General features: G+C 72.4%; 26 protein-coding genes. 10 read left to right on the top strand and 16 right to left on the bottom strand.

Annotated features, from left to right (window positions below; genetic code table 11):
* Nucleotides 1-2: 2 nt before the first annotated feature.
* The 5 genes from tatC to E1165_RS04580 all read right to left on the bottom strand — a co-directional run bounded on the left by tatC (nucleotide 3) and on the right by E1165_RS04580 (nucleotide 3815).
* Nucleotides 3-956, bottom strand: coding sequence for a twin-arginine translocase subunit TatC (tatC, locus tag E1165_RS04600; RefSeq protein ID WP_132388028.1), 954 nt, complete (start codon nucleotides 954-956; stop codon nucleotides 3-5).
* Nucleotides 957-974: 18 nt separating this feature from the next.
* A complete protein-coding gene (gene tatA / locus E1165_RS04595; protein ID WP_132388026.1) occupies nucleotides 975-1331 on the bottom strand; it encodes a Sec-independent protein translocase subunit TatA in 357 nt (118 codons plus the stop codon).
* Nucleotides 1332-1541: 210 nt separating this feature from the next.
* Nucleotides 1542-1790 carry a hypothetical protein gene (locus E1165_RS04590; protein WP_132388024.1) on the bottom strand — a complete coding sequence of 83 codons (249 nt, stop codon included), beginning with the start codon at nucleotides 1788-1790 and terminating at the stop codon, nucleotides 1542-1544.
* Nucleotides 1791-1800: 10 nt separating this feature from the next.
* On the bottom strand, nucleotides 1801-2820 hold the full coding sequence (locus E1165_RS04585; RefSeq protein ID WP_132388022.1) for a YafY family protein: 1020 nt from the start codon (nucleotides 2818-2820) through the stop codon (nucleotides 1801-1803).
* Nucleotides 2817-3815, bottom strand: coding sequence for a YafY family protein (locus E1165_RS04580; RefSeq protein ID WP_132388020.1), 999 nt, complete (start codon nucleotides 3813-3815; stop codon nucleotides 2817-2819). Before E1165_RS04580 ends, E1165_RS04585 begins: the two co-directional genes overlap by 4 nt.
* 860 nt (nucleotides 3816-4675) lie before the next feature.
* Between E1165_RS04580 and E1165_RS04575 the strand changes: the two genes are divergently transcribed.
* From E1165_RS04575 to E1165_RS04565, 3 genes are all read left to right on the top strand, one after another.
* A complete protein-coding gene (locus tag E1165_RS04575) occupies nucleotides 4676-5671 on the top strand; it encodes a cation diffusion facilitator family transporter (RefSeq protein ID WP_132388018.1) in 996 nt (331 codons plus the stop codon).
* Nucleotides 5672-5749: 78 nt separating this feature from the next.
* The gene (locus E1165_RS04570) at nucleotides 5750-6301 is read left to right on the top strand and encodes a DUF5872 domain-containing protein (protein ID WP_132388016.1); all 552 of its coding nucleotides are present in this window, start codon (nucleotides 5750-5752) and stop codon (nucleotides 6299-6301) included.
* Nucleotides 6302-6372: 71 nt separating this feature from the next.
* A complete protein-coding gene (locus E1165_RS04565) occupies nucleotides 6373-7476 on the top strand; it encodes a DUF3866 family protein (RefSeq protein ID WP_132388014.1) in 1104 nt (367 codons plus the stop codon).
* On the opposite strand, the gene E1165_RS04560 is transcribed toward E1165_RS04565, so the two are convergent.
* The gene (locus E1165_RS04560; RefSeq protein ID WP_132388012.1) at nucleotides 7461-8009 is read right to left on the bottom strand and encodes a carboxymuconolactone decarboxylase family protein; all 549 of its coding nucleotides are present in this window, start codon (nucleotides 8007-8009) and stop codon (nucleotides 7461-7463) included. The genes E1165_RS04565 and E1165_RS04560 overlap by 16 nt on opposite strands.
* Nucleotides 8010-8239: 230 nt before the next feature.
* On the opposite strand from E1165_RS04560, the gene E1165_RS04555 reads away from it, so the two are divergent.
* Nucleotides 8240-9187 carry a hypothetical protein gene (locus tag E1165_RS04555; RefSeq protein ID WP_132388010.1) on the top strand — a complete coding sequence of 316 codons (948 nt, stop codon included), beginning with the start codon at nucleotides 8240-8242 and terminating at the stop codon, nucleotides 9185-9187.
* Nucleotides 9188-9205: 18 nt separating this feature from the next.
* Here E1165_RS04555 and E1165_RS04550 read toward each other — a convergent pair whose 3' ends face one another.
* The 4 genes from E1165_RS04550 to rfbA form a co-directional block, all read right to left on the bottom strand.
* Complete coding sequence (locus tag E1165_RS04550) at nucleotides 9206-9403, bottom strand: hypothetical protein (RefSeq protein WP_132388064.1); 198 nt, start codon at nucleotides 9401-9403, stop codon at nucleotides 9206-9208.
* A 63-nt stretch (nucleotides 9404-9466) separates the two neighbouring features.
* Entirely contained in the window at nucleotides 9467-10825 is a 1359-nt protein-coding gene (pafA, locus tag E1165_RS04545) for a Pup--protein ligase (RefSeq protein ID WP_132388008.1), read from the bottom strand.
* 68 nt (nucleotides 10826-10893) lie between these two features.
* Nucleotides 10894-11517: a dTDP-4-dehydrorhamnose 3,5-epimerase family protein gene (locus E1165_RS04540; protein WP_132388006.1), complete on the bottom strand. Its 624-nt coding sequence runs from the start codon at nucleotides 11515-11517 to the stop codon at nucleotides 10894-10896.
* Between the two features lie 55 nt (nucleotides 11518-11572).
* Nucleotides 11573-12457 (bottom strand): glucose-1-phosphate thymidylyltransferase RfbA, encoded by an 885-nt coding sequence (rfbA, locus tag E1165_RS04535; protein ID WP_132388004.1) that lies wholly within the window; start codon nucleotides 12455-12457, stop codon nucleotides 11573-11575.
* An 87-nt stretch (nucleotides 12458-12544) separates the two neighbouring features.
* Here rfbA and rfbB point away from each other — a divergent pair, with 87 nt between their 5' ends.
* From rfbB to E1165_RS04505, 6 genes are read left to right on the top strand one after another with little or no spacing between them, the layout of a single operon-like run.
* Complete coding sequence (gene rfbB / locus E1165_RS04530) at nucleotides 12545-13546, top strand: dTDP-glucose 4,6-dehydratase (RefSeq protein WP_132388002.1); 1002 nt, start codon at nucleotides 12545-12547, stop codon at nucleotides 13544-13546.
* On the top strand, nucleotides 13543-14430 hold the full coding sequence (rfbD, locus tag E1165_RS04525) for a dTDP-4-dehydrorhamnose reductase (RefSeq protein ID WP_132388000.1): 888 nt from the start codon (nucleotides 13543-13545) through the stop codon (nucleotides 14428-14430). The genes rfbB and rfbD overlap by 4 nt, the downstream gene beginning before the upstream one ends.
* On the top strand, nucleotides 14427-14813 hold the full coding sequence (locus E1165_RS04520) for a DUF2304 domain-containing protein (RefSeq protein WP_132387998.1): 387 nt from the start codon (nucleotides 14427-14429) through the stop codon (nucleotides 14811-14813). The genes rfbD and E1165_RS04520 overlap by 4 nt, the downstream gene beginning before the upstream one ends.
* A complete protein-coding gene (locus tag E1165_RS04515; protein ID WP_132267525.1) occupies nucleotides 14806-15510 on the top strand; it encodes a glycosyltransferase family 2 protein in 705 nt (234 codons plus the stop codon). Before E1165_RS04520 ends, E1165_RS04515 begins: the two co-directional genes overlap by 8 nt.
* Entirely contained in the window at nucleotides 15510-16814 is a 1305-nt protein-coding gene (locus E1165_RS04510) for a lipopolysaccharide biosynthesis protein (protein WP_243704585.1), read from the top strand. The genes E1165_RS04515 and E1165_RS04510 overlap by 1 nt, the downstream gene beginning before the upstream one ends.
* Nucleotides 16811-17839 (top strand): glycosyltransferase family 2 protein, encoded by a 1029-nt coding sequence (locus tag E1165_RS04505; RefSeq protein ID WP_132387996.1) that lies wholly within the window; start codon nucleotides 16811-16813, stop codon nucleotides 17837-17839. The genes E1165_RS04510 and E1165_RS04505 overlap by 4 nt, the downstream gene beginning before the upstream one ends.
* Before the next feature lie 226 nt (nucleotides 17840-18065).
* On the opposite strand, the gene prcA is transcribed toward E1165_RS04505, so the two are convergent.
* From prcA to E1165_RS04475, 6 genes are all read right to left on the bottom strand, one after another.
* Entirely contained in the window at nucleotides 18066-18899 is an 834-nt protein-coding gene (gene prcA, locus E1165_RS04500; RefSeq protein ID WP_132387994.1) for a proteasome subunit alpha, read from the bottom strand.
* Between the two features lie 62 nt (nucleotides 18900-18961).
* Nucleotides 18962-19801 (bottom strand): proteasome subunit beta, encoded by an 840-nt coding sequence (gene prcB, locus E1165_RS04495; RefSeq protein WP_207916557.1) that lies wholly within the window; start codon nucleotides 19799-19801, stop codon nucleotides 18962-18964.
* Nucleotides 19720-20232, bottom strand: coding sequence for an endonuclease VII domain-containing protein (locus tag E1165_RS04490; protein ID WP_132387990.1), 513 nt, complete (start codon nucleotides 20230-20232; stop codon nucleotides 19720-19722). The genes prcB and E1165_RS04490 overlap by 82 nt, the downstream gene beginning before the upstream one ends.
* The gene (locus E1165_RS04485; RefSeq protein WP_111133268.1) at nucleotides 20229-20444 is read right to left on the bottom strand and encodes a ubiquitin-like protein Pup; all 216 of its coding nucleotides are present in this window, start codon (nucleotides 20442-20444) and stop codon (nucleotides 20229-20231) included. Before E1165_RS04485 ends, E1165_RS04490 begins: the two co-directional genes overlap by 4 nt.
* A gap of 109 nt (nucleotides 20445-20553) precedes the next feature.
* Nucleotides 20554-22071: a depupylase/deamidase Dop gene (dop, locus tag E1165_RS04480; RefSeq protein WP_132387988.1), complete on the bottom strand. Its 1518-nt coding sequence runs from the start codon at nucleotides 22069-22071 to the stop codon at nucleotides 20554-20556.
* A gap of 60 nt (nucleotides 22072-22131) precedes the next feature.
* Complete coding sequence (locus tag E1165_RS04475) at nucleotides 22132-24201, bottom strand: hypothetical protein (protein ID WP_132387986.1); 2070 nt, start codon at nucleotides 24199-24201, stop codon at nucleotides 22132-22134.
* Nucleotides 24202-24268: the final 67 nt, after the last annotated feature.

The raw sequence follows: 24268 nt of genomic DNA, 5'->3' as shown, positions 1-24268 counted from the left end.
CGTCAGGTCATGTCGTCGAAGCGGCGGTCGATCGGCGCGGGCCTGGCGACCGGCTCCGGGGCGGACACCGGCACCGGGATCTCCAACTCCGGGGTGGCCGTGACCGGCTCGTCGTCCAAGCGCAGCGGGGAGACCTCGTCGTCGGCGAGGCCGGCGTAGATCTCCTTGCCCCGCCCGCGACGCTTGTCGTTGACGAACGCGATCCCGACCGCGCCGAAGTAGAGCGCGGACAGGCAGACCGCCAGGGCGGTCATGCCGAACGGGTCCGGGGTCGGGGTGACCACCGCCGAGAAGGCGAAGAACAGGAAGACAGCCACCCGCCACCAGCCCAACAGCTTCCGCGCGCTGGCCAGCCCCACGAAGTTGAGCATCAACACGATCAACGGGAACTCGAAGGCCACCCCGAACAGGAGGATCAGGTTGGTGACGAACGAGATGTACCGAGTGATGTCCAGCGTGGTGGTGATGTCGCCGCCGCCGGAGACGTTGAGCAGGAACTCCAGCCCCTTGGCGGTGACGAAGTACGCCAGCACCGCGCCGGCGGCGAACAGCGGTGCCGCCAGGCCGGTGAAGAAGTACGCGTACCGCCGCTCGTGCCGGTGCAGACCGGGGGCGATGAACGCCCAGAGCTGGTAGAGCCAGACCGGGGCGGCGATGATCAGACCGACCCAGAGGCCGACCTTCAACTGGAGCAGGAACAGATCGGCGGGACCGAGCTGGACGAAGTTGCACTCCCCGTTGACCAGTCGCGCCTTCGGCAGGTCGCAGTACGGCTTCTGCAGCAGGTGCAGCACCGGACCGGAGAGCCAGATGCCGAAGCCGAAACCGACCACGACGGCCAGCGAGGCACGGAACAGACGGTTACGCAGCTCACGGATGTGCTCGATGAGCGTCATGGACCCGTCGGCGGCCCGGTCGAAGTTGCTCGGGCCGCGCTTGCGGAGCGCGAAGGCCACGGTGCTCCGGCCCTTCGGTCAGTTGTCGCGCACGCGCTGCACCGGGTCGACCGGCGGGGCGAGCGGCTGCTGCGGGGCCTGCGGGGCGAGCGGCTGCTGCGGGGCCTGCGGGGCGTACGGCTGCTGCGGCTGCGCGTACTGCTGCTGGACGTAGGGCTGCTGGGCGGCCTGCGGCGGCAGCGGCTGGTAGCCGGCCTGCGCGTCGGCCTTCTCGGCCAGGTCGCGGTCGTCGTCGTGCAGGCTCTTGGTCTCCGCCTTGATGATCCGCAGCGAGCGGCCCAGCGAGCGGGCCGCGTCGGGAAGCCGCTTCGCGCCGAAGAGCAGGATCAGCACGACCACGAGTACGGCGATGTGCCACGGCTTGAGGGCACCCATGGGAAGCTCCAGTCGCTCTGTGTCGAAGGGTGGGTCGGTGCCCATCGTACGTGCGTCACGGCCCGTTGCCACCCGCCGGGCCACTGGTGACGCGGCCGGCCGGTGAAGTCTCGACCACCTGGAAGTGTCCCGTCAACCATCCGCGGGCGTTCCTCGGTGCGCGAAACGGAGCACGAACGCGCAGCTCGCGCCCGATCTACCGACCGGGGGTCACTTCCCGCGCCTGGCCCTGATCAGCGCTACCCGGTCCTGGGCGATCTCGGCCCGCCGTTGCAGCGCCTCGGCCCGCTCCTGGAGCGCCTCGGCGGTCTCGCGCAGCGCCTCCGCCTCGGTCTGGCGGCGTTGCAGGGCCAGCGCCGCCCGGCGCAGCCGGGGCACCCGCGCCACGACCGGCCGCACCGCCAGGGCCAGCACGACGAGCGCGAACAGCACCACCGCGAGCACGATCCACTTCACCACGCGGGTCAGCCTACCGGGGACCGCCCTGCCCCGCCGGGTCGACCGACGGCGCCGCGCCCACCGGTGCCGCGTACGCCTCCAACGCGGCGGTGGCCTGGGCGCGGACCTGGTCGGCCAGTTCGGCCGGGGCGACCACGGTGACGTCCGGCCCCAGCCCGAGCACGAACCGGCGTGCCCAGCCCAGATCGGTCACCCGCAGCGACACCAGCCACCGGTCACCGTCGGCCTCCACCCGCTCGCAGGGGTAGTACTCGGTGATCCACCGCTCCCCCCGACCGATCCGCAGGGTGATCAGCGGCAGGTCCGGCGAGGGACGGAACACGCCGTCGGTGAGGTCGTGCGGGCGGGCCTGCGGCGGGACCGCGGCGGGCTCGTCGAGTTCGGTGACCGCGTCGATCCGGTCGGCCCGGAACAGCCGCACTCCCTCCACCCGCCGGCACCACGCCTCCACGTACGCCCGGCCGCCGACCATGAGCATCCGCAGCGGGTCGATGGTCCGCTCGGTGGTCTCGTCCCGGGCCGCCGTGTAGTAGGTGATCCGCAACGCCCTGCCCCGCTCGACGGCCGCGCTGAGCTCGCGTACCCGTTCGGTGTCGCCGGGCAGCCGCACCGCCACCGGCGCGCCGACCAGGTCACCGGCGGCGCTCTCGATCTTGGCGAGGGCCCGCTCGACGGCCTCCCGGTTGGTCACCCCCGGCGTCTCGGCGAGCATCCGCAACGCCACCACCAGGGCGAGCGCCTCGTCCGGGGTGAGCCGCAGCGGCCGGTCGATGCCGGCGTCGTAGGTGATGGTCACCCGGTCGCCGTCGAAGGCCATGTCGATCAGGTCCCCGGGGCCGTACCCGGGCAGCCCGCAGACCCAGAGCAACTCCAGGTCCTCCCGGAGCTGCCGCTCGGTGACGCCCAGGTCGCGCGCCGCCTCGGCGATCTCGATGCCGGGGCGGGCCAGCAGGTAGGGCACCAGGTTGAGCAGCCGGGCCAGCCGGTCTGCGGAGGTGCGGGGACCGCCCCGGGCGGCCGGGCGGGTCACCGGGCACCTCCGGCCACGACCAGCTCCTCGTGTCGGGCGGCGATCTCCTTGAGCCGTTGGATGACCGCGTCCCGCACCTCCGGCGGATCCAGCACCCGCACGTCCGGGCCGTACCCGACGAGTTGCCCGGCGAGGTAGTCGGCGTCGGCGTACGGCAGGGTCAACAGGTCGCCGTCGGGGCTCGGCTCGGTCCGCACCGCCCAGCGGCGCAGGCCGGCGGCGCGGCCCGGGGTGGCCAGCACGGCGGCCCGGCCGGTCCGCTCCACCGGCCCCGACCAGCGGGCGACGTGGCTGATCAGATCCAGGCCGGCGGGCGGTTCGTAGCCGCCCGGCTGCCCGGTCACCCGGACCGGACCCACGACCCGGGACAGCCGGAAGCAGCGGGCGGCATCCCGGTCCAGGTCGTGGCCGACGACGTACCAGCGGCCCCGCCAGCAGACCACACCCCAGGGTTGCAGTCGGCGCCGGCTCGGCGCGTCCCGGTCCGGCACCCGGTAGTCGAAGCCGACCTCCCGCCGGTCCCGGGCGGCGGCGGTCAGCGGCGCGAACGCCGGGTCGACGGTCACCATCGGTTCCAGACCCAGGGTGGCCTGCGGGTCGACGTCCACCCCGGCGGCACGCAGCTTCGCCAGGCCGGAGGAGGCGGCGGCGGCCAGCCCGGCGTGCCGCCAGAGCCGCGCGGCGATGCCCACCGCGGCGGCCTCGTCCGGCTCGAGCGGGATGTCCGGCAACGCGTACTCGCGGTGCGCGATCCGGTAGCCGGGCTCGGCGTCGAAGACGCTGGCCGTCCCGGTCTCCAGTGGCACGCCCAGCTCACGCAGCTCGGCCTTGTCCCGTTCGAACTTGCGCTGGAACGCCTCGTGTTCCTTCGGGTCGTCCGGATCGTGCTCGTAACCGGGCACGGTCGCGGCGATCTGGGCGGCGGTCAGGAACCGTCGCGTGGACAGCAGGCAGATCACAAGGTTGACCAGGCGTTCGGTGCGGTTCCGCGACACGGGTGAACGCTAGCAGCCCGGGCGCTGGACCCGTGCACCCACGCGGGCGCGTCGGCGCAGCGGCCCGCGCCACCGCCACCGGTCAGCCATCCGATTGCCTCGATGAGCGTTTGGTACAGTCAGCGCCCGCCAGGATGATCACGAGCGCGTTCCCGGGGGCACGATGCGCCGACACGGCTTCGGTATGCGGGCTTCTCACCCTGCTGGGCGCGGTGGCGCCGGCGCGGGCAGAGCGCGGACCCGCGGGGTGCGATTGGCTGTTCCGGCCGGTCAGACGCGGGCGACCGTCTGGGCGAACGCGCGGATGAGGGCGGTTTCTCCAGCGGTACGCCAGATCAGCGCCCACTGGCTCGGTTCCGCATCACGGATGGGGACGTAGGTGATGCCGGGCCACGCGTAGTAGCGGCTCGCCTCGGCCTGGATCGGTACGACAGTAGTTCCGGCGGCGGGGATCGTTAACAGGGAGCTTAGCGAAGCTTACGGAAGCGGCCGTTGGTCCGGCCCGTGGCGACGATCATGCTGTCGACCACGGGCATCAGTGTGGAACCGACCCGGACCGTCGCCGCTGGCCGACCGGCTCACCGCCGCAGGAGTACCAGACGAGCAGGTCGTGTCGCCGGCCACCGAGCACTCCTCCGACGGCCTCTACGGTGGGTTCGCGACACAGGTCAGCCGGTTGGCCATCACTCGGTTCCCCGACCCGGCGCCTGACGTGACCGGCGGGCCGGTCGCCCGTCGGTGGGCCCGGCCCGACGGGCAGCCGGGGAACCGGACCGTACGGGCGCGTCGGGTACGGCCACCACGTACCTCCGCCGGCCGGCCGCCGCCCCCGGACCGGCAGGCCCTCTAGGGTGAGGCGCATGACGGCATCCGAGAGTACGACCGAGAGCGTCGGCACGGTGGTGGTGGCGGGGGCGGCGAACCTGGCCATCGCGGTCGCCAAGCTGGTCGCCGGGCTGCTCTCCGGGTCCGCGGCGATGCTCTCCGAAGCCGCCCACTCGGTCGCCGACACCACCACCGAGGTGCTGCTCTACCTGGCGCTGCGCCGGGGCGCGCGCCCCGCCGACGTCCGGCACCCCTTCGGCTACGGCAAGGAGAGTTACCTCTGGGCGTTCATCGCCGCGCTGTTCACCTTCGTCGCCGGGGCGGGGTTCGCCGTCACCCACGGCGTGACGACCATCCTGGTGCACGAACACAGCGGCGAGTACGGGCTCGCCTACGTCGTCCTGGCGGTCTCCTTCGCCATCGAGGCGGTCTCCCTGGGCCGGGCCGTACGCCAGGTCCGCAACGAGTCCCGCCGCTGGCGGACCACCCCCCGTCGGTTCCTGCGGCTGACCGCCGACACCACCGTCAAGGCCGTCTTCCTGGAGGACAGCGCGGCCCTGGTCGGTCTGCTGATCGCCGGCGTCGGGCTCGGTCTGTCCCACGCCACCGGTGACGAACTCTACGACGGCGTCGCCTCCATCCTGATCGGCCTGTTGCTGCTGGTCGTCGCGGTCGTCCTGGCCAGGAACAACGTCTCGCTGCTGGTCGGGCGGGCGGTGCCGGAACGGCTGCACAACGAGATCGAGCGGGAGCTGACCGACCTGCCCACGGTGCACCGGATCGACACTCTGCTGACCATGCAGCTCGGCCCGGACGACGTCCTGGTCGCCGCCAAGGTCGACTTTAGGGACGACGCCACCGGCGCCGACATCGAGGCCGCCGCCGACGAGGCCGAGCGCCGGCTCACCGGACGCTACCCGGAGATCGGGTACGTCTTCCTCGACCCGACCCGGTCCATGCCGGGAACGGACGGGCAGCGGGCCCGGCGGATCCAGGCACGCGGCACCCCGGGCGAGCCCCACCGGAGCTGACCCATGCGAGACGCTCCCGGCGCGGACCGCTACGACATCGGCACGCATGTGCCACATCGCGCCGGGTAACGCTTCCGCATGGCGAAGTACACCAGGCCCGAACTGCGGGAACAGCTCAAGGATGAGATCAGGGCCTCCGACCGGGGCGGGCGGCCGGGACAGTGGTCGGCCCGCAAGTCGCAGCTGCTGACCAAGGAGTACCAGCGGCGCGGCGGAGGCTACCAGGGGCCGAAGGACGAGCGGCAGAAGTCCCTGCAACGGTGGGGCGCCGAGGACTGGCAGACCAGGACCGGCTCCACCCGCGCGCGCAAGAACGGCGAGACGAGGCGTTACCTGCCGAAACGGGCGTGGCAGCAGCTGTCGGAGCAACAGCGGCGCGCGACCGACACCAGGAAGCGACAGGCGTCCCGGTCCGGTCGGCAGTACGTGGCCAACACGGGACCGGCCAGCCGCGCACGCCGGGATGCCACCACGGTCGGACGGCTGTCCGCACTACCGGTCACCGAGGCGGTCGCCCTTCTCCGTGGCCTGGACGCACGCCAGCTCAGGGCCGCACTACGGCAGGAGCGGGCTGGCAAGGGCCGCAAGACGCTCATCCGGCGGTTGGAGTCCGAGCTCCGGCGCCGGTGACCGGGCAGCCGCCGGCGCGACGGTGGGGGCCGAGGGTACGACGCCCGTCGACGAGCCGATAGCGTGCCGGCATGGTGCGATGGCGGTCCGGGACGGTGGCGGCGGTACGGCGACGGTGGGCCGGCGCGGTGGAACTCGACGTCGACCTGGCCGGCGGGGTGACCATGCGTGCGCTGGCGTACCCGGCCCTGGTCGGTGACCCGCGCCCCGGTGACCGGGTGCTGCTCAACGCCGGCGCCCTGCTGATGGGGCTGGGCACCGGCGGGTACGCCCTGGTGGTGGCGCTGCCCGACCGGCTCCCGCCCGACCCGCCGCAGGCCGCCGACACCCGCGACGCCGGCCACCTGGTGAAGGCCCGGTACACCCCGCTACAGGCGATCACGATGGGGGTGGACGAGGAGGCGTCCCCGCACCACGACCTGCTGGCCGGCGTCGACAGCCTGGACGGCATGCCGGTGGTCACCGCCGACCTGCACTCCGCGCTGCCGGCGATCCTCGCCGGGGTCCACGCCGACACGCCCGACGCGCGGGTGGCGTACGTGCTGACCGACGGCGGCGCGCTGCCGGCCTGGTTCTCCCGCACCCTCGACGGACTGCGCGACCGGCTCGTCGGCACGGTCAGCGTCGGGCAGGCCTTCGGCGGTGACCTGGAGGCCACCACCGTGCACACTGGACTGCTCGCCGCCCGGCACGTGCTGCGCGCCGACGTCACGATCGTCGCCCAGGGGCCCGGCAACCTCGGTACCGGCACCCGGTGGGGTTTCTCCGGAGTCGGGGTCGGCGAGGCCGTCAACGCCGTCGCCACGCTGGCCGGTCGGCCGGTCGGCTCGCTGCGGATCTCCGACGCCGACCCCCGCCCCCGGCACCGGGGGGTGTCGCACCACAGCCTCACCGCGTACGGCCGGGTCGCCCTCGCCCCGGCGGACCTGGTCGTGCCCGACGGGTTGGCTGTGGCGCTGGCCGCCGAGGTGGACGCCGCGTTGGCACCCCTCGCGGGGCGGCACCGGGTCGTCCGGGTGCCCGTCGACGGCCTGGACGCGGCGCTACGCGCCCTGCCGGTGCCGTTGTCCACCATGGGCCGCCGGCTCGACGCCGACCCCGCCTACTTCCTGGCGGCGGCCGCGGCCGGCCGGCACGCCGCGCGGCTCGCCCGGACTCCCTACCCCGACGCGTAGCCGTCGCGGACGATGCGCGCCGCGGCCGTCTCGTACCTGACCGGGTCGTCCGGCGCCCAGGTGCCGAGGCCGTCGACGTAACGGTTGAACATGCAGAAGGCCGCGGCGATGAGCACGGCGTCGTGAACCTCGAGATCGGTGGCGCCCGCCTCCCGGGCCGCGTCGACCAACTCGGCGGTCACCTGGCGGCCGTTCTGCTGCACCGCGGCGGCGATCCGTAGCAGGGCCCGCAGCCGGTCGCCGATCGGGGCGGTGTCGGGGTCGGAGCGGACCCGCTCGACCAGTTCCCCGCCGGTGGGCAACTGGGCGGCGGCCAACGCCGAGTGGGAGGCGCAGCAGAACCGGCACTCGTTGAGCCCGGAGACGTACGCCGCGATCAGCTCCCGCTCCCCCGGTGTCAGCGTCGGGTGCGGGGCGCGTAGCAGTACCTCGGCCAGGTCGTTGAGCGGCCGGGCCGTCTCCGGCCGGAACCGCATCGGCCCGGTGATCCCCGGAAAGGTCTTCTCGTCGAGCCCCAGATCGATGTGCGCCACCGCTCACCTCCGGCCCCCGCCGGCCGGTTGCCGGCTCTTCCCCCCGGCAGCCTGACCCGCCGGCTGTCCCGGATCAACTCCTGGCGTGCGCGCCTGCGCCGTCCCGGCGGCCCGTGGGCAACTGCGCACGCAGGAAGAAGGCTCTGCGCGGCGAGCGGTTCCATGCTGATGCCGACCTCATGACGGGCCACCTCCGTACCGTCACGTCCACCGGGAGGAGAGCAGCCGCCATGACCCGATCCCCCGCCTACCCGACCCCGACCGTGAACCCGCCGGTCCGACCGCACACGCCGCCCCGCCGGGCGCGGGTCGTGGCGCTCGCCGTCCTGGCCGGGATCCTGCTGGCCCTGCTCTGGTCGTTCGAACTGGTCGACAAGGTCATCGGCGACACGGTGGCGAACACCCTGCTCGGCCACGACGCCAAGTCCACCGCCATCGCCGGCACCGCCGCCGGGCTCCTGTTCGCCTTCGTCTCCGGCTTCGCCGGCACCTTCACCGCGTGCAACATCGCCATGGCGGCGTCGATCGGGCCGATGAGTCAGGCCGGTGGCGACCACGGCAGCGCCGGTGGCCGGTCCGCGCTGCGGGCGATGCTGCGCCCGGTGGGTTGGCTGACCCTCGGCATGGTCGCCGTCTCGGCGACCTACGGCGCGGTCGGCGTGCTGCTCGGCGACCGCCTGCCGCAGTTGTCCACCGCCACCGTCGACGGCGTGCCGGTGCGTCTCATCCAGTCCTCGGTCGTGTTCGGCCTGATCGGGCTGGCCCTGACCTACCTGGGACTCGCCGCGCTCGGTGTGCTGCCCGACGTGTTCGCCCGCCGGCCGGTGGCCCGGGTGGTCGCCATGGGCGCGCTGGTCGGCGGGTTCCTCATCGGGCGGCCGTACCCGCTGTTCCACAAGCTGTTCCAGTGGGCGGCCGACACCGGCAACCCGCTGTACGGCGCGGCGGCGTTCACCCTCCAGTCGCTGGGCAACGTCGTGCTGGTGACGGTGCTCTTCGCGGCGGTGGTGCTGGCCAGCCGGGGTCGTTTCCTACGCTGGATGGCCGACCCCGCCCGGGCCGCCGTGGTGACCGGTGGGCTGCTGGTCGCCCTCGGCGTCTTCACCGTCGTCTACTGGGACCTGCGGGTGCCCGCGTACTTCGGGGTCGGCTGGTTCCCCTCGATGCCGTACAACTGACCGGGAGGCACGGCCGGCTCAGCCCAGGATGAACACCAACGCCAGCCAGCCTCCGACGATGACGAGCAACGCGACCACCAGCACCCAGGTCGGCACCGTGTGCTCGCCGCGGCGGTTGCGCTCGATCTCGGCGCGGATCTTCTCCCGGCGACGCTCGACGAAGTTCAGCTTCTCAATGCCGCCGCGCTCGCGGTCGGCCGGTTCGGAGGTGTTCATCGCCACGCCAGCGTACCGGGGCACCGGCGGCCGGCGCCCCGGGCACCGGCCGTCGGTGACGGCTCACATGCTGGCGATCAGCCGCTCCACCCGCTCGTCGTACGCCCGGAACGGATCCTTGCAGAGCACGGTGCGCTGCGCCTGGTCGTTGAGCTTCAGGTGCACCCAGTCGACGGTGAAGTCCCGGCGCTTCTCCTGGGCGTGCCGGATGAACTCGCCGCGCAGCCGGGCCCGGGTGGTCTGCGGCGGGGTCTCCTTCGCCTCGAAGATCTCCGGGTCGGTGGCGACCCGGTCGACCTGCCCGCGCCGCTCCAGCAGCCCGTACAGGCCGCGGCCCCGGCGCAGGTCGTGGTAGGCCAGGTCCATCTGCGCGACCCGGGGGTGCGACAGCGGCAGGTCGTGCTTGCGCTGGTAACGCTCGATCAGCCGCAGCTTGCTCACCCAGTCGATCTCCCTGGCCACCGGGTCCAGGTCGCCGGTCTCCACGGCCCGCAGCACCCGGCCCCACAACTCGACCACCCGCTTGGCGGTCTGGTCGCCGCCCCGGCGCTCGACGAACTCGGTCGCCTTGGCGAGGTACTCCTGCTGGATCTCCAGTGCGCTGACCTCCTTGCCGGAGGCCAGCCGGACCTTGCGCCGGCCGGTGATGTCGTGCGAGACCTCCCGGATGGCCCGGATCGGGTTCTCCAGGGTCAGGTCGCGCATCACCACGCCCGCCTCGATCATCCGCAGCACGATGTCGGCGCTGCCCACCTTCAGCAGCGTGGTGACCTCGTTCATGTTGGAGTCACCGACGATCACGTGCAGGCGGCGGTACCGCTCGGCGTCGGCGTGCGGCTCGTCCCGGGTGTTGATGATCGGGCGGCTGCGGGTGGTCGCCGAGGACACCCCCTCCCAGATGTGCTCCGCCCGCTGCGAGAGGCAGTAGACGGCCCCTCGCGGGGTTTGCAGCACCTTGCCCGCGCCGCAGATCAACTGCCGGGTGACCAGGAACGGGATGAGCACGTCGGCGAGCCTGCCGAACTCCCCGTGCCGTGAGACCAGGTAGTTCTCGTGGCAGCCGTACGAGTTGCCGGCCGAGTCGGTGTTGTTCTTGAACAGGTAGATCTCGCCTGCGATGCCCTCGTCGTGCAGCCGTTTCTCGGCGTCGACGAGCAGGCCCTCCAGGATCCGCTCGCCGGCCCGGTCGTGGGCGACCAGGTCGGTGACCGAGTCACACTCCGGAGTGGCGTACTCCGGGTGCGACCCGACGTCCAGGTAGAGCCGGGCGCCGTTGCGCAGGAACACGTTGCTCGACCGGCCCCACGACACGACGCGGCGGAAGAGGTACCGGGCGACCTCGTCAGGGGACAGCCGACGCTGCCCGCGGTAGGTACAGGTGACGCCGTACTCGGTCTCGAGGCCGAAGATTCGCCGCTCCATGATGTGACATTAGCCGCCCGGAGGCCCCGTTCGTCACTGTCACACCGCGACTGGTGCCTCTCGGTCGATCAAATCCCGTCCGGATACGGCAAACCGTCCGCCCGCAGGCTCTCGGTGAACGACCGGCAGGCGTCGTACTCCGGCAGCAGCCCCGACCCGCGGGCCTGCGCCAGGGTCGGCGCGGCGGCGTCCCGGGCCGACAGTTTCGGCTCCTCGACCGGCCACTCGACAGCCAGGTCGGGGTCGAGCGGATGCACCGCGTGCTCCCCGGTGGGGTTGTAGGTGGTGGAGCAGAGATAGCTCAGGGTCGCGTCGTCGGTCAACGCGCAGAAGCCGTGCCCCAGCCCCTCGCTGAGGTACACCGCACGCCGGTCGACGTCGTCCAGCCGGACGCCCTCCCACCGGCCGAACGTCGGCGAGCCGACCCGCAGGTCCACGACCACGTCCAGCACGGCACCACGGACGCAGGTGACGTACTTGGCCTGGCCGGGCGGCACGTCGGCGAAGTGGAAGCCGCGCACCACGCCCCGCGCCGAGACCGACAGGTTGCCCTGCGCCAGGCGCAGCGGGTGGCCGACCGCCTCGGCGAGCCGGTCGAAGCGGTACCACTCCATGAACAGCCCGCGCGGGTCGCCGTGCTGCTGCGGGATGATCTCCCAGGCGCCCTCGATGCTCAACTCGCGCATCTTCACTTCGCCACCTCCGTTCGCGGCCGCGCGGCCCGCAGAGCCGACCCGCCCCGCGTGCTCATCGTCCCGCCACCTCGTTCTTCTCCGCCAGCAGGCCGAGCAGGTAGTCACCGTAACCGCTCTTGGTCAGCGGCTCGGCCAGGGCACGCAGCCGGTCGTCGTCGATCAGGCCGGCCCGCCAGGCCACCTCCTCGACGCAGCCGATCTTCATACCCTGCCGCTCCTCGATCACCCGGACGAACTCGCCGGCCTGCATCATCGAGGCGAAGGTGCCGGTGTCCAGCCAGGCGGTGCCCCGGTCCAGCACGGTCACCGACAGCTCACCGGCCTCCCGGTACGCCTCGTTGACGGCGGTGATCTCCAGCTCGCCCCGGGAGCTGGGCTTCAGGCCCCGGGCGATCTCGACCACCCGGTTGTCGTAGAAGTAGAGCCCCGGCACCGCGTAGCGGGACTTCGGCCGCGCCGGCTTCTCCTCGATCGACAGCACCCTGCCGTCGGCGTCGAAGTCGACCACGCCGTACGCCTCCGGGTTCGCCACCGGGTACGCGAAGACCCGGCCGCCCTCCGGGTCGCCGTCGGCGGCGAGCTGCCGGCCCAGGCCGGCGCCGTGGAAGATGTTGTCACCGAGGATCAGCGCCACCGACTCGTCGCCGATGAAGTCGGCGCCCAGCACGAAGGCCTGCGCGATGCCCTCCGGGCGGGCCTGGGTCACGTACTCCAGCCGCAGACCCCACTGGCCGCCGTCGCCGAGCAGCCGCTGGAACTGGGCCTGGTCCTCCGGAGTGGTGATGACCAGGATCTCGCGCACCCCGGACATCACCAGCGTCGACAGCGGGTAGTAGACCATCGGCTTGTCGAAGATCGGCATCAGCTGCTTGGAGACCGCCCGGGTGATCGGCCAGAGCCGCGAACCGGTGCCACCAGCGAGAAGGATTCCACGCACCCGGGGAGACTACCTGCGCCGGCGTGAACCGGACACCGGGGTCGGCGTCCCCGGTGTCGCCGCGGATTCGCGTACACTTCCGGACCCGTGAGGATTCTCGTCACCGGCGGAGCCGGATTCATCGGGTCGGAGTACGTACGGATGCTGCTGGGCGTGCCCGGCGGCGACGTCACCGGCGTGCCCGCTGTCGCACCCACCGCGGTGACGGTGCTGGACAAACTCACCTACTCCGGCAATCTCGCCAACCTCGCCCCGGTACGCGACGACGCGCGGCTGCGCTTCGTGCGGGGCGACATCTGCGACCCGGCCACCGTCGACGAGGTCGTCGCCGGTCACGACGTGATCGTGCACTTCGCCGCCGAGTCGCACGTCGACCGCTCGATCGCCGGTGCCGCCCCGTTCGTCACCACCAACGTGCTGGGCACCCAGACCCTGCTCGACGCCGCCCTGCGGCACGGCACCGGCCGGTTCGTCCACGTCTCCACCGACGAGGTGTACGGCTCGATCGACGAGGGGTCGTGGACGGAGACCTGGCCGCTGTCGCCGAACTCCCCGTACTCGGCCTCCAAGGCCGGCTCGGACCTGCTCGCCCTGGCGTACCACCGCACCCACGGCATGGACGTGGTGGTCACCCGCTGCTCCAACAACTACGGGCCGTACCAGTTCCCGGAGAAGGTCATCCCGCTGTTCGTGACCAACCTGCTCGACGGCGGCACCGTCCCGCTCTACGGCGACGGCGGCAACGTCCGCGACTGGCTGCACGTGCACGACCACTGCCGTGGCATCGCCCTGGTGCAGCAGAAGGGCCGTGCCGGCGAGGTCTACAACATCGGCGGCGGCACCGAGCTGACCAACAAGGAGCTCACCGGCCGGCTGCTGGAGGCCTGCGGCGCCGGCTGGGACCGGGTGGTGCCGGTGGCCGACCGCAAGGGCCACGACCGCCGCTACTCGCTGGACATCAGCAAGATCAGCGCCGAGTTGGGGTACACCCCCAGCATCGACCTGGACCGGGGGCTGGCCGAGACGGTGCGGTGGTACCGCGACAACCGGGCCTGGTGGGAGCCGCTGAAGGCGGCCAAGGCCGGATGACACGCGCCCTCGTCACCGGCGCCGGGGGCATGCTCGGGCAGGACCTGCTGGCCGTACTGTCCACCCGACCCGACCTGACGGTGACCGCCGCCACCCGCGCCGAGCTGGACATCACCGACCCGGCGGCCGTCCGCGCCGCCGTCACCGGCCACGACGTGGTGTTCAACACCGCCGCCTGGACCGACGTCGACGGCGCGGAGCGCGCCGAGGCCGCCGCCACCGCCGTGAACGGCGACGCCGTGGCGCACCTCGCCCGGGCCTGCGCCGACAGCGGGGCCCGGCTGCTCCACGTCTCCACCGACTACGTCTTCGCCGGCGACGCGGACACCCCGTACGCCGAGGACGCCCCCACCGACCCGATCAACGCGTACGGGCGCAGCAAGCTGGCCGGGGAGCGGGCCGTGGTCCGATTTCTCCCCGAAACCGGTTACCTGGTGCGTACCGCCTGGCTCTACGGCGCGCACGGCCCGAACTTCGTGGCCACCATGCTGCGCCTGGCCGGCCAGCGGGAGCGCCTCGACGTGGTCGACGACCAGCAGGGCCAGCCCACCTGGTCGTACGCGCTGGCCGCCCGGCTGGTCGCGCTCGCCGACGCCGCGCTCGCCGGCCGTGCCCCCGCCGGGGTCTACCACGGCACCTGCTCCGGCCGTACCACCTGGTACGGACTGGCTCGCGCCGCGTTCGCCCTCGCCGGGCTGAACCCGGAGCGGATCCACCCCACGACCAGCGACCGGTTCCCGCGTCCGGCCGCCCGACCGGCGTACAGTGTGCTAGGGCACGACCGCTGGGCGGCGGCAGGTCTACCGCCGCTGCCGGACTGGCACGACACACTGTCCGACGCCTTCGCATCCCCCAATCCACCCGCCCCGTGGAAGGCCGCATGAAGCTCACCCTGGTCACCGGTTTGACCGGTCTGATCCTGCTGGTCACCATCGTCGAGCTGCTGCGCCGCCGGCAGCTCCGCGAGAAGTACGGCATGCTCTGGCTCGCCGTCCTGCTGATCGTCATCCCGCTATCGCTGTTCCCCCGCCTGCTGGACAACGTGGCCGGTTTCTTCGGCGTCGTCTCCGGCGTCAGCCTCGTACTCTTCCTCGGCATCGTCTTCCTGCTGCTGGTGTGTGTGCACCTGAGCTGGGAGGTCAGCGCCCTGGAGGAGGAGACCCGCACCCTGGCCGAAGACTTCGCCCTGCTCCGCGCCGAGGTGGAGGCGCAGCGGGCGGCCCGGACCCAACCCGCCCGAGACGAACTGGTGTCGCACGATGGTTAACGGCAAGCGCGTACTGATCATCATCCCCGCTCTCAACGAGGCCGGGTCGATCGCCGACGTGGTCGGCGAGGTACGCGGCGAACTGCCCGGTGTCGACGTGCTCGTCGTCGACGACGGCTCCACCGACCGCACCGCCGCCGTGGCCGCCGCCGCCGGCGCCCGGGTGGCGAAACTGCCGTACAACCTCGGCGTCGGCGGGGCCATGCGGCTCGGCTACCGGTACGCCCGGGACAACGGCTACGACGTCGCCATCCAGATCGACGCCGACGGCCAGCACGACCCGCGGTACGTGCCGAAGCTGGTCGACCTGCTCGACGACAACATCGATCTGGTGATCGGCGCCCGGTTCGCCGGCGAGGGCGACTACAGCGTCCGCGGCCCCCGCCGGTGGGCCATGGTCATGCTCTCCGCCGTGCTCTCCAAGGTGGCGAAGACCAAGCTCACCGACACCACCTCCGGGTTCCGGGCCGCCAACCGCCGGGTCATCGAGATGTTCGCCGGCTGGTACCCGGCCGAGTACCTCGGCGACACCGTCGAGACCCTGGTGCACACCGCCCGGCGCGGCTACAAGATCCGCCAGGTGCCGGTGGCCATGCGCAAGCGGATGGCCGGCACGCCCAGCCACTCCCCCGCCAAGGCCATGATCTACCTGGGCCGCGCCTTCGCCGTACTGACGCTCGCGCTCATCCGCCGGTGATGCGGCGCCTGCTCGGCCTCGTCCCGCCCGGCACCCTCGCGGTGGGTGCCGGGCTGGCGCTGCTCGGTCTGGCCTCCTACGTCCACCTCGCGGTGGCCGGGCACAGTCTCACCGAGGCCGACTACTCGTCGCTGTCGGTGCTCTGGTCGATCGTCTTCACCCTCGGCATCGGCGTGTTCATGCCGGTCGAGCAGGAGGTCGCCCGGGTCGTCGCCGCCCGCCGTACCCAGGGGCTGCCGCCGGGGCCGGTGCTGGCCCGCGGCGCCGCCCTCGCCACCGGTGTGCTCGCGCTCATGGTGGTGGTCGTCCTCGCCGCCCACGGCCCACTGACCGACCGGCTCTTCGAGGGCGACGGCGCGATGGTGTGGGTGCTCGTCGGGTCGCTCGCCGCCATGGCGGTCGCCTACACCACCCGCGGTGTCCTCTCCGGCCTGCAACTCTTCCCCTGGTACGGCGGCCAGCTCGGGGTGGACGGCGGACTGCGCATCGGCATGGTCGCCGTGCTGGGCCTCACCGGCGTCACCTCCCCGCTCTGGTACGGCCTGGTGCTGGTGATCGCCCCGCTGGCGGGCGTCCTGCTCACCCTCCCGCCGGTGCTGCGCGCCGTCGGAAGCGGCCCACCCGTCGCCTGGCGCGCGCTGCTGCGCGGCCTCGGTCTACTCACCGCCTCCAGCCTGCTCTCCCAGGTCGTGGTCAACGTCGGCGTGATCAACGTACGGCTGCTCGACCCGGACGACGTCACCACCGCCGGCGCCCTGCTCTCCGCCCTGGTGCTGGTCCGCATCCCGCTGTTCGTCTTCGCCTCCCTGCAGGCCTCCCTGCTGCCCGGCCTGGCCACCGCCGCGAGCACCGGCGACCTCACCGCCTTCCACAGCCTGCTGCGCCGGGCGCTGGGCATCGTCACCGCGCTCGGCGTGCTCGGCGCGGTCGGCGCGATCGCGCTCGGCCCGTGGCTGGTCGGCGTGCTCTTCGACGCCGCCGGCGTGCTCGGCCACGGCGACTTCGCCTGGTTGGCCGCGGCCACCCTCGCCTACCTGTGGGCGATGGTGCTCGGCCAGGCGCTGCTCGCCCTCGACCGGCACCGCGCCCAGGCCGTCGCCTGGCTGGTCGGCGTGGCCGCGCTGGTCGCGGTGACCCTCGCCCCGGTGGCCGTGGCGCTGCGCGTCGAACTCGCCTACACCGTCGGTTCCGTGGTGACCGCCGCCACCATGGCGGTGCTGCTGCGCGCCCGGCCCCGTCCCCTTCCCGCCCCGACCCGGCCCCTCGACGCCGTGGCCACTGGAGTATCCGGAGGCATCCGATGACCCGCCCGCAGGTGTCCGCGGTGATGCTGGCCTACGGCGCCGAACCGTACCTGGTCGACGCCGCCCGCGCCGTGCTGGACAGCACCGACGTCGACATCGAGCTGATCGTCGTCGACAACGGCTGCACCGGCGACGGCATCGACATCGTCAAGGGTTTCCCCGGCGTCCGGGTGATCCGCCCCGAGGAGAACACCGGCTACTCGGGCGGCTGCCGGGTAGGGGCCGCCGAGGCGACCGGCGACTGGCTCGCCTTCGTCAACTCCGACGCGATCGTCGCCCCCGACGCGCTGGCCAGGGTGGTCGCGGTGGCCGGCGAACCGGAGGTCGGCGCGGCCATGGCCTCCATCCGCCTCGCCGACAACCCGGAGCTGATCAACACCTCCGGCAACCCGCTGCACTTCACCGGCCTGTCCTGGGCCGGCGGCAACGGGGAGCCGGCCAGCGCCCACGCCGTACGCACCACGGTGCCCTCGCTCAGCGGCTGCTGCTTCGTCATCAACCGGGCGCTGTGGCGCGAGCTGGACGGCTTCGCCGCCGAGTACTTCGCCTACCACGAGGACACCGAGCTCAGCCTGCGCCTCTGGCAGCGCGGCCTGCGGCTGGAGTACGTCCCGGACGCGGTGGTGAAGCACCACTACGAGTTCTCCCGCAACGCCCTCAAGCTCTACCTGGTCGAGCGCAACCGGCTGGTCACGCTGCTCACCGCGTACGAGACGCGTACCCTGCTGGTGCTCGCGCCCGTCCTGTTGCTCACCGAGGCGGCCATGCTCGCCGCCGCGCTCGCCGGCGGCTGGGTGAAGCAGAAGTTCCGCGGCTGGGGTTGGCTCTGGACCAACCGGGCCTGGCTGAAGTCCCGCCGCCGGCAGTTGCAGGACGAGCGGACCGTGCCCGACGGGGTCGTCGCCGAGCTGATGACCGCGCGGGTCGCCCCGTCCAACGTCGACTCGCCCCCCGGCATGGGCGTCTTCAACGCCATCGCCGCCGGTTACTGGGCCCTGGCGAAGCCGCTGCTGCGCAAGCGCTGACACCACCGCGGTCACACGGCCGTCCGGCAGTGCCGGGCGGCCGTCGCCGTATCCGGGCCTGGCTGCCGTCCCGAGCCCTGCTGCCTGGCACCGACCGCGCGCAGCATCGCGAGCACGAGCACGCGGGTCACTGCGACGATCTCGCTCGTCCGAACCTGCTCGCTCGTCCGGCCCAGAGACGTCGAGGGGGCCGGGAGAGACCCGGCCCCCTCGACACCGCGAACCGCTACGCCTCCGGCGTCTGCTCCGGGTGGCCCTCCAGGTCCGCCGAGCCGGCCGAGGTGGTCGGCTTGTTCGCCTCCTCCGTCGGCACCGTCGGCGTCTTCGCCCGGCCACCGGCCGGCGCGGCGTCGCCCGCCGCGTCCCCGTCGAGCAGCGCGGTCAGCGCCGCCCCGGTGACCCGCCGGAAGGTACGCCCCATCCGGCGCCGGTCCAGGACCGCCACCTCCAACTGGTTGGCGGCGATCGTCCGGGACGTTCCGCCCTCACCGCCGACGCTGCCGAGCGCCTGCACGGCCACCCGCACCGCCTCGCTCAGCGACATGTCCGGCCGGTGCTGCGCCTTGAGCACCCCGGTGATCGCCTCGGCCTGACCGCCCATGGCCATCCGGCCCGGCTCGTCGTTGACCGAACCGTCGTAGGTGATCCGGTACAGCTCGTCGTCCTCGGCGGTGCCGCCGACCTGCGCGACGCAGATCTCCACCTCGAACGGCTTGGACTGCTCGGTGAAGATGGCACCCAGGGTCTGCGCGAACGCGTTCGCCAGGCCCCGTCCGGTGACGTCACGCCGGTCGTAGCTGAGGCCGTTCAGGTCGGCCATCCGCACCCCGGCCCGGCGCAGGTTCTCGAACTCGTTGTAACGGCCGACCGCGGCGAAGCCGATCCGGTCGTAGATCTCGCTGACCTTGTGCAGGGCGCTGGAGAGGTTCTCCGCGACGAAGAGCACCCCGCCCTCATAGCTCAGGACCACCGCGCTGCGGCCCCGAGCGACGCCCTTGCGGGCCAGCTCGGAGCGGTCGCGCATGATCTGCTCGGGCGAGGCGTAGAACTGCATGGCCACGGCGGCGGTTCTCCTTCGGGCGCTGTGCTGACGACTGCTGACTGTGGGGTGGGAGCGGGGCCTCAGCCGCCCGGGTTCTCCATCCGCGCGGCCACGACCGCCTCGGCGACCGCCGTCGTCTCGGCGGCGGTGAGCCGGTGGGTGCCCTCGGCCGTCGCCGTCATCACCACCGGGTAGATCCGGCGGGTCAGGTCCGGGCCGCCGGTGGCGGTGTCGTCGTCCGCGGCGTCGTAGAGCGCCTCGACGGCGAGCCGGACGGCGTCGTCGAGGGAGAGCCCGGCGCGGAAGCGCTTCTTCAGGGCGGACTTGGCGAAGAGCGAGCCCGAGCCGATCGCGTCGTAGCCGGTCTCCTCGTAGGGGCCGCCGGTGACGTCGAAGCTGAAGATCCGCCCTGCCGTCGCCGGGTCCTTCGCGGCCAGGTCGAAGCCCGCGAAGAGCGGAACGACCGCGAGCCCCTGCATGGCCGCGCCCAGGTTGCCGCGGATCATCGAGGCGAGCCGGTTGGCCTTGCCGTCGAGCGAGAGCATCGCGCCCTCGATCTTCTCGTAGTGCTCCAGCTCCACCTGGAACAGTCGCATCAGCTCGATGCCGATGCCGGCGGTGCCCGCGATGCCGACCAACGAGTACGCGTCGGCCGGGTGCACCTTCTCGATGTCCCGCTGGGCGATCAGGTTGCCCATGGTGGCCCGCCGGTCGCCGGCCATCACCACACCGCCGGCGGCCGAGATGGCCACGATGGTCGTCGCGTGTGGCGCCAGGTCGGCGGCCATGCCGGGCGGCAGCGGCCGGCGGCCCGGCAGCATCTCGGGGGCCACCCGGCTCAGGAACGTGGTGAAGGAGGACGTCCCCGCGTTGGTGAACACATCTGGTAGACGCCCGGATGGATCAAAACCCGCTGCCACGTGGTTCCTCTCAGGTACGTGATCGCCCTGGCCAGCCTCGTGGGACTGTCACGGAGCTGGCCAAGACCACCGTTGCAGTTGAAGCAGAGTATCCCGCGCACCCAGCCGGTGCGATGATCGTGGTCCAGATGTTGAGGATCCAGGCCGCGCAGATGGCGCGCAGGCCGCTCGGCCAGGAGCGACCGCAACTTCTTCTCGCCCACGCCGTACCGGCGACGTAGGTCGTGCTCGCGCGCGTCGGTGACCTCCGTCGCGGTGCGGTGGCGGGCCTGCGCCCACCCGCCTCGGCGCGCGGGGCCGCACACGTCCGGGAGGAAGGCGAGCCCGTCGGCCGTCCGACGGTTACGGCGCAGGTCGGCGGGCGGGAGGATCCGCCGGCCCCGAGGGCATGGGCCGTCCGACGCCGGGGGCGCATCGGACAGGTGCCTCATTCACCGCCCTTCTGAACATATCCTCTCACGAACTCTTCGGCGTTCTCCTCCAGGACCGAGTCGATCTCGTCGAGCAGGTCGTCGACATCCTCGGTGATCTCGGCGTGCCGCTCGGCGACCTCCGGGTTCGCCTCGGTGGTGACGTCCTCGATCTCCTCGCCCTGGCGCGACTTGCCGGTCTGCGACTGCCCGCCGCTGTCACGAGTGGCCATCTCGGTGCCTCCTCCACGATCGCTTGCGAGAAACTTACCTCGCGCGGGCGACGAACGGCCCGCCCCGCGCCGATCTTCCCGACGCGTGACGGGCGGCGTCCGGCGGCACTCAGCCGGCGGTGAGCGTCTCCAGCAGGTCCTTGGCGCTCTCGCAGCGGTCGAACAGGGCGCCGACATGCTTGCGGGTGCCCCGCTCCGGCTCCATCATCGGCACCCGTACCAGCGACTCCCGGCCGATGTCGAAGATGACCGAGTCCCAACTGGCCGCCACCACCTCCGAGGCGTACTGGGCCAGGCAGCGCCCCCGGAAGTACGCCCGGGTGTCCTCCGGCGGCTCCACCATCGCGCGACGGGTCTGCTCCTCGTCGAGCAGCGTCTTCATCGAGCCACGGGAGACCAGCCGATGGTAGAGACCCTTCTCCGGGCGGACGTCGGAGTACTGCAGATCGACCAACTGGAGCTTGTGCGAACCCCATCCCAGCTTCTCCCGCTCCCGGTAGCCCTCCAGCAGCCGCAGCTTCGCCACCCAGTCGAGCTCGTCGGCACAGAGGAAGACGTCGCGGCCGAGCCGGTCGAGCACGCTCTCCCAACGGTCGAGCACATCGCTGGTCTGCGCGTCGACGTCATCGCCGTACCGGTCGTCCACGAAGGAGCGGACCCGCTCCAGGTAGGCCCACTGGACGTCCAGGGCGGTCAGGCGACGGCCGTCGCGCAGTCGCATGAGGTGCTTCAGCGACGGGTCGTGGCTGACCGCGCGCAGCTCGCTGACCGGATCGGCGATGCCGAGATCGGCGCCGATCGCCTTCTCCTCGATCATGGTGAGGATCAACGCGGTGGTGCCGACCTTGAGATAGGTGGAGATCTCCGACAGGTTGGCGTCGCCGATGATCACGTGCAGGCGGCGGTACTTGTCGGCGTCGGCGTGCGGCTCGTCCCGGGTGTTGATGATGGGACGCTTGAGGGTGGTCTCCAGCCCCACCTCCACCTCGAAGAAGTCGGCCCGCTGGGAGACCTGGAAGCCGCTCTGGCCGCCGTCCTGGCCGATGCCGACCCGGCCGGCGCCGCAGACGATCTGCCGGGTGACGAAGAACGGCGTCAGGTACGCCACGATGTCGGCGAACGGCGTCTGCCGACGCATGAGGTAGTTCTCGTGGGCACCGTAGCTGGCGCCCTTGTTGTCGGTGTTGTTCTTGTAGAGGTGGATCGGCTGGGTGCCCGGGATGGTGGCGGCGCGGCGGGCCGCCTCCGCCATCACCCGCTCCCCCGCCTTGTCCCAGCGGACCAGGTCCAGCGGGTTGGTCACCTCGGGAGTGGAGTACTCCGGGTGGGCATGGTCGACATACAGACGCGCGCCGTTGGTGAGTATCACGTTGGCCAGACCGAGATCCTCGTCGGCGAGCGCCTCGGCCGGGTCGTACGCGGCGCCGGAGTAGGTGAAGCCGCGAGCGTCGCGCAGCGGCGACTCCTCCTCGTAGTCCCAGCGGGCACGAGGACCCCGGTTGAGTTCCGGACGCGCCCCGTAGGCGTTGACCACCTGGGAGGAGGTCACCATGGGGTTGGCCCCGGCCTGGCCGGGCACGGAGATGCCGTACTCGACCTCGGTGCCCATGATTCGTCTGACGCTCATCGACCTACCTGCTCCGCTCGGCCCAACCCGGTCCCCCGTTCCTGTCGAGCGTAGTCGCCCTCAGGGCGCAGGGGGGCACGCCGGCACAGCCGGTGTGGCCTCCGCGGAGCGGTCGGACTCGCTCGGCAGGTCGGGGAGCACGTCGCACGCCGGCACGCTGAGGGGTACCCAGGTGACCCGCTCACGCAGCGCCGGATGGTCGACGAGGATCCAGTGGACCCGCCGCCCCGCGTTGGGGTCGGCGCTGATGAACCGGATCGGCCCGCGGACCCGCTCGGTCATCTGGTGGGTACGCCACGGCTCCTGGAAGACCATGTCGTAGACGCCGGGCGCGGTGCGGGCCGTGGTGCCCTGCAGGGTCGAGAGGCAGAGCGTCTCCACGTAGGGGCGGTAGGAGCCGCGGTCGAGCACGAGCGTGGTGACGCCGGGCTGGTCGGGATAGCGCCGCAGGGCCTCGGCGCAGACCCAGGCCTCTCTGGACGGCAGGTGCAGCTCCTGGTGGACCCAACGCCCGGTCCAGGTCTGCTCGTTGACGACCAGCAGGCTGTGGTGCCATCCGGTGACCCCACACAGGACCACGGTGACGGCCGTGAGGCACGCCGCGCCGAGGAGACCGACGGCGCTCGCGGTCACCGCCCGCCAGGACCGGCCACGGCGTGGTGCGGGCAGCAGCCGGACCACGGCGGCGGCGCCGACGATGAGCAGCGCGGTCGCCAGGTGCGTGGACTTGATGAAGTAGTAGCCCGGTTCCACGCCCGAGGTGTCGTTGTACCGGGCGATGCCGAGTGACAGGGCGACACCGACCGCGCTGACGAGCAGCCAACGCCGCCAGGCGGGGTCGGCACGGCGGACCTGGACGAGCAGCGCGACGCCCACGATCCCGCCGAGCCAGATCAGGGCCCGCCACGCCTCTGTGCGGGCCTCGACGCCGCCACCGATGGCCAGCGCCTCGGTCTGCTTGGCGCGCAGCACGCCGAGCAGCGGGGCGACCAGGGCGAGGGCGCTGCCGGCGACCCCGACGAGCAGGACGGTGACCCGGCGGCGCAGCGCCTCCCGCCAGTGGCCGAGGAGCCAGCAGAGCACGAGCACCGCGGCCGGCGGGAGGAACAGGTAGTAGGTGAAACCGATCGCGACCACCAGGCTGACGAGCAGCACGAACTGCTCGCGGGTGCCCGCCACGGGACGGCCCACGAGGGCGGCGAGGAGCACCGTGAGGGCGAGCCCGAGGACCTCCGTCGGGTAACCGGACAGCAGCAGGCGCGGCAGTTGGGTGCCCAGGACCAGGGCGCAGACCACCGCCGTGAGCGCGCAACGGTGCAGCAGGTGGATCGGCCCGGAGATGCGCTGGGCAGCCCAGAGCAGGGTGAGCACGAGGAAACCGAAGCCGGCCATGATCCAGAAGGCGTAGTGGCCGACGCTCTCGGAGCCCCGGGGGGCGGTGCCGGTGGGCACGAGGAACCCGTCGAGCAGGGCGGCGACGAGGTGCCAACCCTGCGGGTAGTAGAGCATCTGGGGCAGGAGCACGTCCTTGGCGGCGGCGGCGTCGACGAAGGCGTACCCGCCGAGACGGCCGATGACGTCGAAGAGGGCCAGGTGCCGCCAGTTGTCCTCACCCCGGCCGAGGATGGTCAACTGGCCGGCGAGGTCGTGCACGCGCTGCCAGGGCGCGCTGAGGTAGATCATCATCCCGGTGGTCCCGGCCACGGGGAACAGGTCGACCCAGCCGGGGCGGGGCAGCCGGGGTCGGCGGCGCAGCACGGCGGCGGCGAGGACGACCAGGGTGAGAGCGGTCCCGGTCAGCGGCACGGGTCGCATGCCCCAGGGCCAGACGGCGAAGAGGAGACCGCCGGCGGTGGCGGCGCCGAGCAGCATGGCGACTGCCAGCACGAGCCGGTCGAGGAGGGTGCGTCCGCCGCGCAGCACGCTGGCGGTGGCCAGCAGCACCAGCGGGGGCAGCAGCCAGTCGCGGTGCAGGGCGTGGGCGGCGAGGGGCACGAGCCAGGCGGCGACCAGCGCCACCACCACCGGTACCGGGCGGCGCCAACGGCGGCGCGCGGCCGGCAGGGCTGGACGGATGTCTCCGGCCACCGGGGTGGTCGGCGGCTCGGCGACGGTGAGCTCGGGCGGCACGAGGCTCCTCGACGGGGTCGGCGGCGGTGGAAAAAGTCTACCGACGAGCCCGGCATACCACCCGCCC

It is taken from the genome of Micromonospora sp. KC723 (genome assembly GCF_004348595.1).
Lineage (GTDB): Bacteria > Actinomycetota > Actinomycetes > Mycobacteriales > Micromonosporaceae > Micromonospora.
Note: the sequence above shows the minus strand (reverse complement) of the source record. Positions and strands in the feature narration are given on the sequence as shown.